Here is a 15,569-nt window from a genome sequence, read left to right as displayed (position 1 = left end):
AAAAATAACCTATTTAAAATTAGTCTTGCTTGTGTAAATGAACATCCATTTGTGGAAATGGAATTGAAATGTTTGCGTCGTCTAATGCAATTTTAATATTTTCCATTAGCGAGAAATATGTTGGCCAGTAATCCGCACTGTTAACCCAAGGACGCACTACAAAATTAACACTCGAATCACCTAGCTCAGATACAGCAACTGTATAAGCTGGGTCTTTAAGTAGACGTTCTTCTGCATCTAACACTGATTTTAATACTTCTTTTGCTTGACGTAAATCAGCATCGTAACCAACACCGATAACTAAATCGATACGACGAGTAGATTCACGTGAGAAATTAGTAATAGCACCCGACATAATTTGTGAATTTGGCACAATTATTACTTTATTATCTGGAGTGCGTAGTTCAGTTGAGAATATTTCGATTTTTTTAACAGTACCCATTTTACTGCCTGCTTCAACAAAATCACCTGATTTGAATGGACGAAGTAAAATAATTAGTACGCCAGATGCAAAGTTAGACAATGAACCTTGAAGCGCTAAGCCAACAGCTAAACCTGCGGCACCTAAAATAGCGATGAATGACGTAGTTTCAATACCAATTTGCGAAAGTGCCATTAAAATAGTGACAGCAAATACAAGTGTATACACAATGCTTGAAACAAATGAGCCAACCGCTTTATCTACGTTCTTTTTAGCAAAACCTTTTTCAGTTAAGTTAGAACAAAACTTAGCAATACGACTACCAAGTAAAAAGATAACAAGCGCAACAACCGCCTGTATACCGTAATGTAAAATTAGGCCTGAGTTTTCGTTCAGCCAGTTTAATATTGAATCCATAATCACTCCAAATAGTTTTCATTAAGCGTTTTTCCAGCCAACATTATACATTCATTTACAATTTATTCTCAAAAAACAATGAATTTTCACTACAAAAAACGCTATGTTTATATAAATTAATATATAAAAGCGACAATATGTTTTATATTTATTGAGTATTTATCGTTTTTTTAGAAGGTATGCGCTGTTTCTTAATCATTCGCACTTACTAAGAAAGAAAGTAAGACTTAAATATTTCTTCTCCCTTTACTAATCCCGTTCGTTACACGTTTTGCCCCCAGTTAAATGGTCTAAAGTAGCCATATTTAAGCACTAATCAATCACCACCTTACATACTGTATTTTACGCATTAATGATTTTTTTTGATTTTTTTCACTTTTAGACTTCACAAGATTTATTATTTTATGTATTATGCGCGCCACACCAAACAAGGTGTGTTGTGGCGGTTGTAGCTCAGTTGGTAGAGCCCCGGATTGTGATTCCGGTTGTCGCGGGTTCAAGCCCCGTCAATCGCCCCAATTTTTCTCCTTTTTTATTTTTTGTATAATCATTTTCATATTATTTCCCCAGTAATTTTAAATAACTAAAAATACAATCTATTCCCCCTGCACTTACTTGTCTGAACAGCTAGACCAGTTCTAAACCAATTTTATTAAAACATGACTAATTTACCGAATTAAATTACTCTAAAATGTTGTTAAATTTTATTTAGAATAACTAATACCAATTCCAATAAATAGCTGATCTATTTTACTTGCTAAAACAACCCATTTCTTTGTTGTAAATTTCGCAAAGGGAACACCATTTACATCAATTTACGCCTAGAACTGAATTGTTTTTTCGGCGTAAAATTTAGAACACATACTTAATGGAATTGGTATAAATAACGAAATTTATGCTTTGTTATCAAGCTGTTTTATTATCGCTATAATAGGCCACTAATTTTATGCTATTGATTTAAAAAGCTGGAAGATATTAATATTTACATTTTTGAAATAATGTTTTCATTTGCTTTACATGCCTATAAAAAGTGCTAAATTATTACCTACTACCATCATTTATTAGGGCTTGTTTATCTTTCGAGGTTAGATTTGCAGCGGCGTGTTTGGTTTTAAATAAGGCCCGTGAGCATGATTGGGCAGCTTTGCTCGGTTTTGATTTATTCTTATAGGGATGTAAGCCATTAGAGTAACGCAGGAGCAGTTACCGAGCCCACTAAGCTACAAACCTTGCGCCGCGATTAAGTCGCCCCTAGATAGAACAAATTTCAATCCGCAAAGGTCAACTGACCCTAATGGCAATAAAGGTCAACTGACCCTAATGGCAATAAAGCAAAAAATTTCTTATAGGATATTCGATAAAACATGATTAAACAGGCTCTAGCACATTTACTGTGTGGTTTTTTAACTGTAGTTAGTGTTAGTGCTCTGGCTAAAAATGACGAAAGCTACGCTAAATTGTTAACTGAACTACAACAATTAATTTCTGATCATAAGTTTCAACAAGCCTACAAAATAAGTCATATTGAAAATCAATATTTAGGCGAGCCTGCTTTTGACTTTTTATTAGGGATTTCCGCACTTAAAACAAACCAACCAGCTACAGCAGTCTTTGCTTTTGAACGTGTAGTTGAAGCAAGCCCGCAATGGTACGAAGCTCGCCTACATTTAGTTCGAGCTTATTTAATGGTTAAAAACTTACCCGCAGCAGATACTCAAGCGCTAATACTTATTAACGCGGCTAATACACCTAAAAATATAAAAACGAGCGCGCAATCACTACTTGATGCTGCCATTGTTGAACAGCAACGTGCAGGGCGCACTTATACACAAAATATTCAACTGGCTTTTGGTGTGGATGACAATGTAAACGCAGGCACAGCCGAAGATACTATTATCATACCTAATTTAGGCGAATTTTTACTGTCGCCAGACAGCAAAAGTACTGATGATAACTATATGCAGCTTAACTATAGAGGGAGCTATTCTCATCCTCTGGACCAACAAAGCTTATTAACGTTAAGTGTTAATACTGCATGGTATAAGTTTGAAGCGTTAGAACAATATGACCGCGTTAACACACACATAAATGCAGCTTATAAACACAAACAAGATAAGCTAAGTTGGTATGTACAAGCTGGTGTAACACCATTAATACTTGATGGCGAACTTTATAGAACAGAATCGTCGCTCGTAACAGGGGCTGATTTTAAATTATCTAAAAAGTCTCGCTTATTTGGGGCTGTTTCTTTTGGTGTAATGAATAATAAACTTGATGAAAAACTCGATAACACATTTATTGCACTAAACGCAGGAACTAGTTATGTATCTCAACGCTGGTTTCAGAGTGTGAGTATTAATATCAAAACTGAAAATGCGGATGTACCTGCGGGTAAATCAAATAGTCGTAATATACTTGGCATGTATTATCAGGCTAATTCTCAGCTTGCTGAACATTGGCAACTACTAACACTTGCAGGATATCAATGGATTGATTACCAAGATGAACATCCTTTATTTTTAAAAGACCGTGAAGACAATTTACTGATGCTTACAAGCACCATACGTTATTTAATAAACGACGATTTAGCTATACAACTGGCGGCCAATTATCAAGATAAAACCAGTAATATATCTTTATTTGAATATGATCGCTTAGATATTAATTTAAGCGTTTCTTACTCATTCTAATTTAAGGTACTTATGAAACTTTTACTCCCTGTAATAACAACCTTACTTTGTGTGAGTTTTAATGCACAAGCCGCCAATCCTGCTGGTAAAACGATTCTTGCCCGAGGTACTGTTTTAGCTCTAGATGCTAACTCCGAACAGCAAAGACAATTAAAACGCAGAGACACTGTATTTGGTGTAGATCGCATAACTACTGGTGAAAAAAGTAAGGCACAGTTTTCAATGTCTGACGGTGGCTTGATTGCGCTAAAAGAGAATTCTGTGCTCAATATTGCTAATTATGAATTTGATAGTAATACCCAACAAGGCTCTGCATCAATTGAATTACTTAAAGGTGGTTTGCGTTCGATTTCGGGAGTAATTAAAAAAAATGGTGGCTCTTATAGCGTAAAAACCCCTGTTGGATCTATTGGTATTCGCGGTACACATTTTGAAGTTCAGTTGGTTGAAGGCGATGTATTTTTAGCTGTTTGGGACGGCGCAATAGATTTAACACTCGAAAACCACCAAGTTCTTTCTTTAGGCAGCGATGAAGCGTTTTCCTTTGCACAAGTTACGTCTTCTGGTGAAGTATTCACAAGTATTAGTGCGTCGCGCGTTTTTGATCAAAATATAACAAGTATCGATAGCCCAAGTGAAAGTGAGGAAGAAGAAAGTGAGCAACAAACGGCTACTGCCTCGCCCGATCCTGTTACTGAGATTGTAGTAGAAAGTAACTTTGATTCAGAGACAGTTATTATTGCTGATGTTTATTCTGAACAACAATATCAAACGGTTAGTGATGCATCTTTGGTTGATCAAATAGCACAACGCCAAGGCGTTTTTAACTATCAAGCGACAAGCTTTGGAGTGAATTCTAGTTTAGGTGCAGTGACTGACTTTGCAATGACCATGGCGGTTGATTTTGATAATGGTACGGTGCCCGAGGGTGAAATTAGCTTTAGCGATACTGGTGGTAATTGGTATGCAGCTTACAGCGGCCTAATAGATATAAGTAAACTTGATTTAGCTATTACCTTTGCATCTCATGGCAATAACAAAGCGGCTGGCGATATTGAGGCGATTTTTTTGAATGGTTTAGATACGATTACCGGCAATTTTAATCTCAATGAAATAAATAATCCTAATGTAAATGCTAATGGCTCCTTTAGGTTAGAACCATAAACACATTGGACACAGCGCTTTTTATTATGGAGTATTTAAAATGATAGCAAAAAATATATTTTTGCTTGGTGCCATGGCGTTTATATTAAGCGCCTGTGGTGGCTCAGAAGGCACCACTGCACCAGAAGCTTCGCCAAGTTCGAGTAACGAAGCAACACCTCAGCCTATTTCAAGTAACCTCAACTTAACGGGAGTTACTGCTAGTAATCAATCGACCAAATTTAAAGTTTCAGGTGTTTCGACGTCAAGTAGAGCATTTGTTAGCGATGTAGTTGCTAATTCACAGGCTGATATTATATTTGCGCAAAAAAATGAAGTTGTGCAAGGTAATGTAACGTTTTCACTTGCGGTTTCAGATCCCGATGGTATTGCTACAGTAAGCTTGGTATTACCAAGTGTAGATAAAAGCATCGCACTTTGTTCTGAACTATGTGGCTTAAGCTTTGAACAATCAATTATTGGCTTTAACCCTTATTTTTATGGTGAAAAAGCGGGCGATCTTCGTTTAGAAATATGGATAACCGATAATTTAAATAACCAAGTACTTGCTGACGCGACTACATTTAGCTGGCAACCCCATCAAATTGAAGGCGTTACGGCGCAGCGTAATGATCAAAGTATTGATCTTTCATGGCAAGCCAATTCAGACCTCAATCGCTATAACGTTTATTTAGCAACTCAAGCTGGTGTGACTCCTGAAAATATTAATACGCTCGAAAATGGGCAACAATTTCTAAGCTTATCAAATTCAGCTTTTAGCTTTGATGGATCGCTTGTTGATAAAAGTTATCAAATACTGATCACTGGCATTGATGGCAGTGGCGAAAGTGGTTTTGCTGAAGCAATAAATATAGCCCCTATTGGTGGAGAACTAAATTTTGCCCCGAATGCGCAACCCGATCAATTTCAAATTAATGAAGATGAAAGCCTACAAGGCAATGTAGTTGCTAATGATACCGATCAATATATGGGTGAATTGCGCATAAATTTAGATGCGCTAGTGCAACCACAGCACGGTACGTTAAATATAAATGAGTCTGGTGAGTTTAATTACACGCCAACGGCCAATTTTAATGGTGAAGATGCTTTTAGCTATCAAGTGGTTAATAAGCTTGATATGACAGACATCGCTGTTGTTGAAATTGTTGTTAATCCGATAAATGATGCACCTATTGCACTTGATAACAGCTATAGCATTCCACTTGATGGTAATTTGAATATTGCATCACCTGGCTTACTTGCCAATGATAGTGATATTGATTTAGATAGCTTAACGGTTGATACCTCACCTATCACAGAGCCAAAAAGAGGTCGTTTGACTTTACGCGCAGATGGTAGCTTTGAATACCTTGGTGAAGTAGATATGCGCGGGGAGGATAGCTTTCAATATCGTATTGTTGATAGTCAAGGTGAGCAAGCTATTGCCAATGTAGTTATCATCGGCGCAGCTGAAAATATGCCACCGATTGCGACTAACGATAGTTATAGTTTAAGTGAAGACAGTACATTAGTTGTTGAAGCGATTGCTGGTTTACTTAAAAATGATACAGATCCTAATAATGACAACTTTTTTGTTGATGAAAACTTTATTGTTGCGCCTGTTCATGGCCAATTATTACTAGCAACTGATGGTAGCTTTACTTATATACCCGATGCTAATTTTTTTGGTGTAGATCAGTTTCAATATCAAATAATTGACTCTCAAGGTGCTACAGCTCAAGCCAGCGTAACGTTAACAATTAATAGTGAAGCTGATAATCCGATTGCCCAAAATGATGAGTATTTATTCAGACCGAATAAGTTGCTTGAAGTTAACGTTGAAAGCGGCCTGCTAGTTAATGACATTAATATTGAAAGCGGTGATCTTTATGTTAATACCGTACCGGTTGTGGCTGTAAAAAATGGCGAGCTTAATCTTAATACTGATGGCTCTTTTACTTATCAACCGAATCAAAATTTTGTAGGTGTTGATAGCTTTACTTATTTAGTTTCAAATGAACAAGGCCTTGCGGCGAGTGCTCAAGTAATATTAAGTAAAAGTGGTGTGAATACTTTGCCAAGTGCAAATAATGATACCTTTACACTAAATGAAGATAGTCCAGCGACGTTACTTGATGTACTGGCTAACGATAACGACTTAGATGGCGATGTAATTAGTATATCTCGTATTGAAAACACGATTGGCCAAGCTGTTATTGTCGATAAAAAAATAGAATTTACACCACCAGTCAATTTTAATGGTGATATAACGCTAACTTATAGTATTACTGATGGAAACACCTTAGAAAGCACCAATGCTAATGATACAACCGCAACAGTAACTATCACGGTTATCCCAGTAAACGATACGCCTATTGCGAACGCAGATACAGCAACAATGGCCGAAGATGCCGCCCCACTACTAATTAATGTGCTCGCCAATGACACCGATATTGACGGAGATACCTTAACAATAACCTCTGCAGCTACTGACTTAGGGTCGGTATTAATTGTTGGTAATCAACTTCAATATACACCTGCTATAAATAGTTATGGCGCAGCAACCGTTTTATATTCTGTAAGTGATGAAAACCAAGGCACTGCCTCGGCAAGTTTGTCGATTACAATCACACCTGTAAACGATGCGCCCATTGCAAATGCTGATACAGCAATAATGGCCGAAGATGCCGCCCCGCTATTAATTAATGTGCTCGCCAATGACACCGATATTGACGGAGATACCTTAACAATTACCTCAGCGACCGCCGACTTAGGATCGGTATTAATTATTGGCAATCAACTGCAATATACACCCGCTGTAAATAGTAATGGCGTGGCAGCCGTTTTATATTCTGTAAGTGATGGAAACCAAGGCACTGCTTCGGCAAATTTGTCGATTACAATCACAGCTGTAAACGATGCACCTACTGCATCAAATCAAACATTTAGTGTTAGTGAAAATTCGACAGACGGTGACGTTGTCGGCACCATTGTTGCCAGCGACATTGAAAACGAAAATTTAAGCTACACACTGGTCAGTGGCGACATAGGTTTGTTTAACATTAACAGCAGCTCTGGCCTATTAACAGCAAGCGGCCCGAGCCCTTTTAATTATGAAAATGCGACTCAGCATTTGATAACAGTAGCAGTTACCGACGATGGTACTCCTAATGAAACAACTTCTATTAATATTACTGTTAATGTAATTAATGCTGACGACTACCTCATACCTGTCGAAAATGAAACTTTTGGACGCCCTGTGACTGGTGAGTTAGAGCTGTCTAGTGTTTTTTCAAACGGTGAATTTAACGACAGTATTGAGTTAAATAATAATCTTTATTTTGTTGGGTTTAGTCAAAACACAGACCAAGATATTGTCATTGCTTCATATACTAATAATGGTGCGGCCAATAATGCGTTCGATGAAGATGGCATAAAAATACTGGATTTAGGGCACGATGAAAAAGCAACGGCCATAATTTCAGGTGGCGGTGACTTGTTTATCGCCTTTTCTAGTTTTGATGGTACCAACACCGAAGCATGTTTATTAAAAATGAGCGTTACAGGCGTGATAAGCAACACATCAGGTGACAATAATTCAGGTATTCACTGTACTAAAATGGCAAGTACGCTGGTTATTAATGATCTTGAATTTAGCGACAATAAAATTCAAGCTGTTGGCAAACAGTTTAATGGTAATGACGATGATAGTTTATGGATAAAATATGACATTTCGACATTAGCTTACGAAGCGTCTAGCCCTAAAATTAAAGATGTAAGTGGTCAACAACGCGATGATGAAGCATTTGCCATTAAAAACTTTAATGGTTCTGATCTTATGGTTGTGGGGAGTGTTACCAGTGCAAACGGTGATAAAGATGCATTAATCCGTTACCTTATTTCAGATGGTGAAAATAACGGTAATTTTAATGATTATAATGCACTTAGCATCGATTTATCTGGGAATAACACCGACGATGAACTCTTTGCACTTGGCGGTTTAAATACAGCTGATTTTACCGCCTTTGTTGGCGGATATACCACTCGCCATTCAGGTGAAAAAGAAGCTGTTGTTCTCGCTATTGATAAAAAAGGCGATTTGGTAACGAGTATAGGTAATCATGGTATTGCCGTTTATGACATTGATGGTAATACAGGCACTGGCAATGGTGGTACTGAAATTACTGGCGTAAAATATGAACCTATAAATAATCAAATTACTTTATCGGGCACAACGGGAAAAGGTAAGACTGAAAAGCTGTTTTCTACGCGTATTTTAGCAACCGATGGGGCACTTGATGACACCTACGGCATTAATATTATTTCGGATATTAACGGTAAACAAATAGCTAATGCTGCAACAATAGATTTAAATGATACGCTTTGGGTATCAGGCATCAGCGATGATTCAAGTAGTCTGCCATTTATTGTAGCAATAGACAATCACGCGGCATTGTTTACTGGCTTAGCAGGATCAGGTTACCTTACATTGAGCAACTTAGGGACTGACTCTAATGATCAATCAAAGCAGGTGATACAGCTTAGCCATGGCACCCATGCTGGTAAATATATTATCGCATCAACAGCTCAGCAAGGCTCCGTAATTAAACTAGTATTAACGCGCCTGACCGTTGCCGGGCTGTTAGACACTAGCTTTAGTGAAAGTGGGCACAAGCAAATTGCAATCGACTTAAGTACATCTAATTTTGCATTAATTGAGCAAAATGATGGCAAACTTATTATCGCGGGTTCGCGTAAAACTGAAAATAATGAAGAAGGTTTTGTAGCAAGAGTAGATCAAAATGGTTATTTTGATACAGACTTTGCAACAGAAGGGATTTACGCCACTACAGCCGTAACGACGCAGAAGCTCAATCTAACTGACGCAGCACTGGATAACGATAACGATATTATTGCCGTAGGCTCGTTAACAGTGGCAGATACACCGAGCTCATTTGTTATGAAGTTAACGCCAGAAGGCTCACTGGAGAGCGACTTTGGTAACAATGGTAAAATTATTGGAACCGCTTTCGAATCCTATAAAACTGTTTACATTGATAATAGCGATAAAATTTTTATTGGCGGAAAAGTTGTTTCGGGTTCTGATTCTCAGATACTAGCAGTAAAGCTAAGTGTTGATGGTGAACGCGAATTTAACTATATAGACTCTGTAATGAGTTTAGATAACGATGATAGAATAGTTAAAATATTTGCTGATACCTTAAATAATCTGTATTTAATTGGTAATGAAACGAATACGCCAAACCAAGCTGTCATTGTTAAATTATCATCAGCAGGAATAAAAGAGACTAGTTTTGCTGAAGGTGGAGCTGGGCAGTACATACTGACGCAAACCGGTGACACAAAGGTAAAAGATGCCGCGCTTGATAGCATGGGTAACATTGTACTAAGTGGTATGGGTAATAATAAAGGTGTGTTAGCGCGCATTTTAAGTAATGGTGTATTAGATGGCACATTTGGCCACAACGGTGTTGGTTTTTACAAGGCCGAGCAATGTGCAAATGAACAAGTATTTACATCAATGATTTTACAAAGTGATACCCAAGTTATTGTTAGCAGCACCTGTAATAACGGTACTTCTAATAATATAAGTGCATCTAAGTTCAATTTTTATGTTGATGGAGTTACACCTTAATTTATGAGAGTTGAACTTTTTGGTGTTAGGGGCTCAATGCCCTCAACAGGAAAACATACGCACATTTTTGGTGGTAACACATCTTGCGTATATATAGAGCAGAAAAATGGCAAATCCCTTATTTTAGACTCAGGTACAGGTATTGTTGAACTAGGTAAACGTTTAGTGGTAAAAGCGGAACCTATCGCTATATTACTGACACATAATCATTGGGATCATATTCAGGGTTTCCCCTTTTTCACCCCTATTTATCAATCTAACCAAAATATAACAATAGTGGCTGGAAATGTAGATGACGAAGAAAGCAAAGATGCCATACTAAAACAAATGAGTGGCTCTCAATTTCCGGTTAAATACCAAGAGTTACCTGCAAATATTACGCTAAATACGACATTGTCGGCTAAAAAAACATTTAGCCTTAATAGTTTTTCAATTTCGACTGCGCCGCTTAATCACCCCGATGGCGGTACTGCGTATTGTGTTAACGCTGACGGCAAGAAAGTAGCATATGTTACTGATAATGAATTAAACCCCCAGAAGATCTAAGAACCGATATCAACGAGTGGATTCACTTTATTAAAGGCGCTGATTTACTGATCCATGACGCACAATTTATAGATATCGACTTACCACTTAAGCATGGTTGGGGACACAGCACGATTAATCAAGTTGTCGATCTCGCCGTAAAGGCGAACATCAAAAACATTGTTATTATCAGCCACGACCCTGCAAGAAGCGATGATGAACTTCTAGCAATAGAAAACTCATTGCAAGCTAAATACGGTGACAAGTTACTGATAGAATGCGGCCGAGAAGGACGAGTTTTTGATTTTTAATCTATCAAGGATAAACGCCCATTAGATCTTTAAAGACTATAATTTCCAGGCATTTTTTTATTGGTGCCGTTATAACTTTATTCATTGCATCAATAGAGTTATTTGCGACAGGAACATTAGCCAAATTAGTTAATCGTGTGGAAGGCATCATTTATGATTCTCGGCTCTTATTAACAACACCTGCAACACCTAGACATATCGACGAATCAGTAGTTATTATCGATATTGATGAAAAAAGTATGCGAGAGCAAGGTCGATTTCCTTGGAGTAGATCGAAAATAGCTGATCTTGTAACAAAACTCACCGATGCAGGTGTTATTGTTATCGCTTTTGATATATTTTTTGCCGAGCCTGAAGTAAATCCAGTTACACAAATCATTTCTGAAATACCTAACTTATCAAAGCAATATAGCTTACCACTTGCCAAAATTAAACAGCAAGTAGACGCCGATACCAAGTTTGCTAACGCACTTGCTAAAAATGATACCGCCCTTGGGTTTTTACTAACCGATGACCAACTTGCAGCCCACAGTCCACCCAAAAAAAGCAGCGTTTTATGGCAAAATGCTGAACATGCGAACTCACAAATAAGTGAGTTTTCGGGGGCTATTGTAAATATCCCACAATTACAAAATGCCGCTGCTGGTATTGGTTTTATAAATGCGCATAGCGACAACGATGGCTTTATCCGCAGAGCCGCTCTTATTAATCGGGTCGGTGATAAACTTTATCCCTCTTTAGCACTTGAAGTGGCTCGACTGTATGTCCTTGCTAATAAAATTGAAACGCGCTCAAATATTTTAGATGGTATTACTTTGTTTGAAGGAATTAAGTTTCAAGATAAATGGATTCAGACAGATGAGCACGGCCAAATACTCATTCCCTATAAAGGCCGAGCACATAGCTTCCCTTATTATTCAGCAACCGATGTGCTGATGCAAAGAGTTGGCTCTGATGAACTAGAAGGAACAGTTGCCTTTATTGGTACTTCAGCTGTGGGCTTAGCTGACCTAAGGTCAACCCCAGTTGGTATGCAATATCCTGGTGTTGAAGTGCATGCCAATATATTTGAAGGACTGATGCACCCAGAGATACTGCCAGCCAAGCCCAACTGGTCTTTAGGTGCGAGCCTATTTATTATTGCGCTAACGGGTGTCGTTTTATCACTTTTTAGCCACGGCAGAAGTGCCCGATTTATTATTTTTCTTTCGTTAACTATTACGATAGCTGTTATATCATTTAACGTGTATTTATGGTCAGTACAAAAAATTAGTTTGCCATTATTAATGCCTCTCTTACTCATAATATTATTAGCTGGTTATTACATTATTGTTGGCTCTATCGCCGAGATGCACCACAGCCGAAAAATTAAATCTATGTTCAATCAATATGTCCCCCCTGCGCGTATTGAACAACTTATAAAACAAGGCAATGAGCTATCTCAAAGCAGTGAAAAAAGAAACATGACAGTATTATTTGCGGATATTCGCAGTTTCACCTCATTATCTGAAAACATGACTGCGCATCAATTAAGCGAGTACTTAAACCAATACCTTACTTCAATAACGCAAATAATATTTGATCATAACGGGACTATCGATAAATACGTTGGTGATATGGTGATGGCGTTTTGGAATGCTCCATTAAAAGATGAAAACCATGCACAAAACGGCGTTGAAGCAGCAATGGCTATGATTAACGGTCTGACTCTCATTAATAAATTATTTGCCGAACAAAAACTACCGGCGGTCAAAATTGGTATAGGCTTAAGTACCGGTGATATGAATGTTGGCGATATGGGATCCGTTTATCGTAAAGCTTATACCGTACTAGGTGATACAGTTAATTTAGGTGCAAGAATTGAAAACTTGACCAAGTTTTACGGCGTAGCTATTCTAGTAGCTGAAGAAACAATGAATGCATGTCCACATATAACGTTTCGCTTGATAGATAAAGTGCAGGTCGTTGGAAAAACGACCGCAACGCAGCTATTTGAGCCCATTGGCTTAACAAATAAATTAGATACAAAACAATTCGCTGAAATAAAAAAATCATTTATCGCCATGACCCATTTTTATAATAAAGATTGGCCGCAAGCACTAAGTTTATTTACTGAATTACAAAGTACTACACTGTTTAGTTCGCATGTGTACGGTGTTTTTATCAAACGAATTCAAAATACTGATTTACAAGCACTCGCAAAGGATTGGAATGGTGCCTTTATTCATACCAAAAAGTAGTGGAAATATGCCGCAGCACATCAAAGATAAAATAAACCTGCATCACTTTATTGATATCAGCGTTAGGTTAACAACCGAAAAAGATTCGAGTAAATTACTCGATGATATACTGCAAGTAATTATGTCTATAGCTAATTCAGATGCTGGGACTATTTATTCGATTACAGATAACAAACAACTTAAGTTTGAAACGGTTATTAATGAATCATTGGATCTGTATTTAGGCGGTCGTTTAGGTAAGCCTGTTGATTTTCCTAATATAGATCTTTTTATCGACGGAAAAGAAAATAAAACAGCGATTGTTGCTCATGCGGTTAATTCTGGGGAAGTTATTAATATTCCTGATGTTTATGCTGCACTGCCTTTTGATATGAGCGCAGCTCGCGCTATGGATGCTCGTATAGGTTATCGTACCCAGTCAATGTTAACTATTCCCTTAAAAGATCATGCTGATGATATTATTGGCGTTATCCAGCTTATCAATGTAAAAGACGACGAAAATAATAATATTCCTTTTAGTGAGGAGCTTGTTACGCTAGTTCGTTCTTTCGCCTCTTTAGGTGCTATTTCGTTAACAAACTCTGCATTAATTAAAGATATGGAAGAGTTGTTTGCAACTTTTGCTGAGGCTATTGCCATGGCGATAGATGAAAAGTCACCTCATACAGGAGGTCATTGCAAACGAGTACCCGCATTAACATTGATGCTTGCCGATGCTGTTCATCTAATAGATAAAGGCCCACTTGCTACATTTAAAATGAGTGATGCAGAGCGCCATGAGTTAGATATTGCAGGATGGCTACATGATTGTGGAAAAATTGCGACTCCCGACCACGTCATGGAAAAATCAACAAAGTTAGAAACTATTTTTGATCGAATCAAATTTATCGATGCAAAATTTGAAATAATTAGCAGAGATTTAAAAATAGCGTATCAGCAGAAAATAATCTCTGCGATGAAAAAAATAAGCCAATTGAAGTACTCCAATTTGAACGATTGCTTGATACCGAACTGAAACAACTCGCATTAGATCGTGCATTATTACAACGCGTGAACGTTGGCGGAGAGTTTTTAGGTGAGGAAGAACAGGCGCATATCCAAAGAATATCAACCCAATATCAATTAAAAATTAATGGCGAAAAAATCCCATTACTGTCTGATAATGAAGTTGAAAACTTAATGATTCGGCGTGGTACGCTTACTCAAGGTGAACGTGACATTATGAAGCGCCACATGGATATAACTAAGAATATTTTAGATATCTTACCGTTTCCAAAGCATTTAAGTAATGTATCTGAGTATGCTCTAGGGCATCATGAAAAACTTGACGGTACAGGCTATCCTCGCGGATTGACTAAAGAACAAATGTCAGTACCTGCTAGATTAATGGCTATCGCTGATATTTTTGAAGCTCTTTCGGCTGTAGACCGACCATACAAAAAAGCAAAACCAGTAAGTGAATGTTTGCATATTTTAGGCTCTATGGTTAGTCAGAACCATCTTGATGCAGACATTTTTGCAGTATTTATTGAATCCGAAGTGTATAAACATTACATCAATGAATATGCAAAACCTGAGCAGCTAGATGAAGTCGACCTCGATAACCTTCCCGGTTACTCACCTATCCGTTGATCTATTTATTACAAAAGCTGGTTTGTGTGATTTAAATAACACAGACCAGTTTGTAATAAAATTAAAAATCCTCACACGTTATACCAATTCGCTTATATAGGGTCTATTTAACGTTAAGAAAATCATGCTATAACTAGGCAAAAATTTATTATCCAAAGATCTGATTATTGAATGCTTAATTTAAAATTCTCTACCAGTTATTTTGCTAAAATTAACCTTTTTAAATTTTGAACAAAAAAATGCCACCTTACGGTGGCATTTACACACGGGGTTATTTCTACTTATAGAAATCCTTTTACTTTTTATTAGTTTTTGTCTTATTTTTTTAACAAAAAATATACTGCCAAAGGTAGCATTTAGTGCCTTGTGTGGCAACAGTAAAGGATAAAGATCATATATCTGCCACATTACTGTAATAAAAAATTGATTATAAAGATTTACGTTTACAATCACTTGTACCCATATTGACAATATAGCTGTTAGTTTGTTTTTTGCCCATAAATTAAGCGTTATAAGCAAATAAACCGCGTAAAT

General features: G+C 37.3%; 6 protein-coding genes, 1 tRNA gene and 1 pseudogene. 7 read left to right on the top strand and 1 reads right to left on the bottom strand.

What is annotated here, in order from left to right:
- Positions 1-19: 19 nt before the first annotated feature.
- Positions 20-838 carry a mechanosensitive ion channel family protein gene (locus P4S65_RS06795; RefSeq protein WP_008133554.1) on the bottom strand — a complete coding sequence of 273 codons (819 nt, stop codon included), beginning with the start codon at positions 836-838 and terminating at the stop codon, positions 20-22.
- 442 nt (positions 839-1,280) lie between these two features.
- Here P4S65_RS06795 and P4S65_RS06790 point away from each other — a divergent pair.
- The 7 genes and pseudogenes from P4S65_RS06790 (at position 1,281) to P4S65_RS06760 (ending at position 15,035) form a co-directional block, all read left to right on the top strand.
- Positions 1,281-1,356 (top strand) — tRNA-His (locus P4S65_RS06790).
- Positions 1,357-2,202: 846 nt separating this feature from the next.
- Positions 2,203-3,528, top strand: coding sequence for a DUF2860 family protein (locus tag P4S65_RS06785; protein WP_337119797.1), 1,326 nt, complete (start codon positions 2,203-2,205; stop codon positions 3,526-3,528).
- A 12-nt stretch (positions 3,529-3,540) separates the two neighbouring features.
- On the top strand, positions 3,541-4,692 hold the full coding sequence (locus P4S65_RS06780; protein WP_337119796.1) for a FecR family protein: 1,152 nt from the start codon (positions 3,541-3,543) through the stop codon (positions 4,690-4,692).
- Between the two features lie 40 nt (positions 4,693-4,732).
- Entirely contained in the window at positions 4,733-10,327 is a 5,595-nt protein-coding gene (locus P4S65_RS06775; protein ID WP_337119795.1) for an Ig-like domain-containing protein, read from the top strand.
- Positions 10,328-10,330: 3 nt separating this feature from the next.
- The gene (locus P4S65_RS06770; RefSeq protein ID WP_337119794.1) at positions 10,331-10,873 is read left to right on the top strand and encodes an MBL fold metallo-hydrolase; all 543 of its coding nucleotides are present in this window, start codon (positions 10,331-10,333) and stop codon (positions 10,871-10,873) included.
- A 427-nt stretch (positions 10,874-11,300) separates the two neighbouring features.
- A complete protein-coding gene (locus P4S65_RS06765; RefSeq protein ID WP_232224791.1) occupies positions 11,301-13,403 on the top strand; it encodes a CHASE2 domain-containing protein in 2,103 nt (700 codons plus the stop codon).
- Positions 13,375-15,035, top strand: a pseudogene (locus P4S65_RS06760) (HD-GYP domain-containing protein). The gene P4S65_RS06765 and the pseudogene P4S65_RS06760 overlap by 29 nt, the downstream one beginning before the upstream one ends.
- The last annotated feature ends 534 nt before the right edge of the window (positions 15,036-15,569 follow it).

Origin of the sequence: Pseudoalteromonas sp. B131b, assembly GCF_037162545.1 — a bacterium.
Classification (GTDB): domain Bacteria; phylum Pseudomonadota; class Gammaproteobacteria; order Enterobacterales; family Alteromonadaceae; genus Pseudoalteromonas; species Pseudoalteromonas fuliginea.
The sequence above is the reverse complement of the archived record's forward strand: the minus strand, read 5'-3'. Positions and strand labels throughout refer to the sequence as shown.

Bases quoted from the DNA above. Each gene is read 5' to 3' on its own strand.
- P4S65_RS06775 (WP_337119795.1), top strand. From the start codon at position 4,733: ATGATAGCAAAAAATATATTTTTGCTTGGTGCCATGGCGTTTATATTA.
- P4S65_RS06770 (WP_337119794.1), top strand. From the start codon at position 10,331: ATGAGAGTTGAACTTTTTGGTGTTAGGGGCTCAATGCCCTCAACAGGA.
- P4S65_RS06795 (WP_008133554.1), bottom strand. From the start codon at position 838: ATGGATTCAATATTAAACTGGCTGAACGAAAACTCAGGCCTAATTTTA.
- P4S65_RS06785 (WP_337119797.1), top strand. From the start codon at position 2,203: ATGATTAAACAGGCTCTAGCACATTTACTGTGTGGTTTTTTAACTGTA.
- P4S65_RS06780 (WP_337119796.1), top strand. From the start codon at position 3,541: ATGAAACTTTTACTCCCTGTAATAACAACCTTACTTTGTGTGAGTTTT.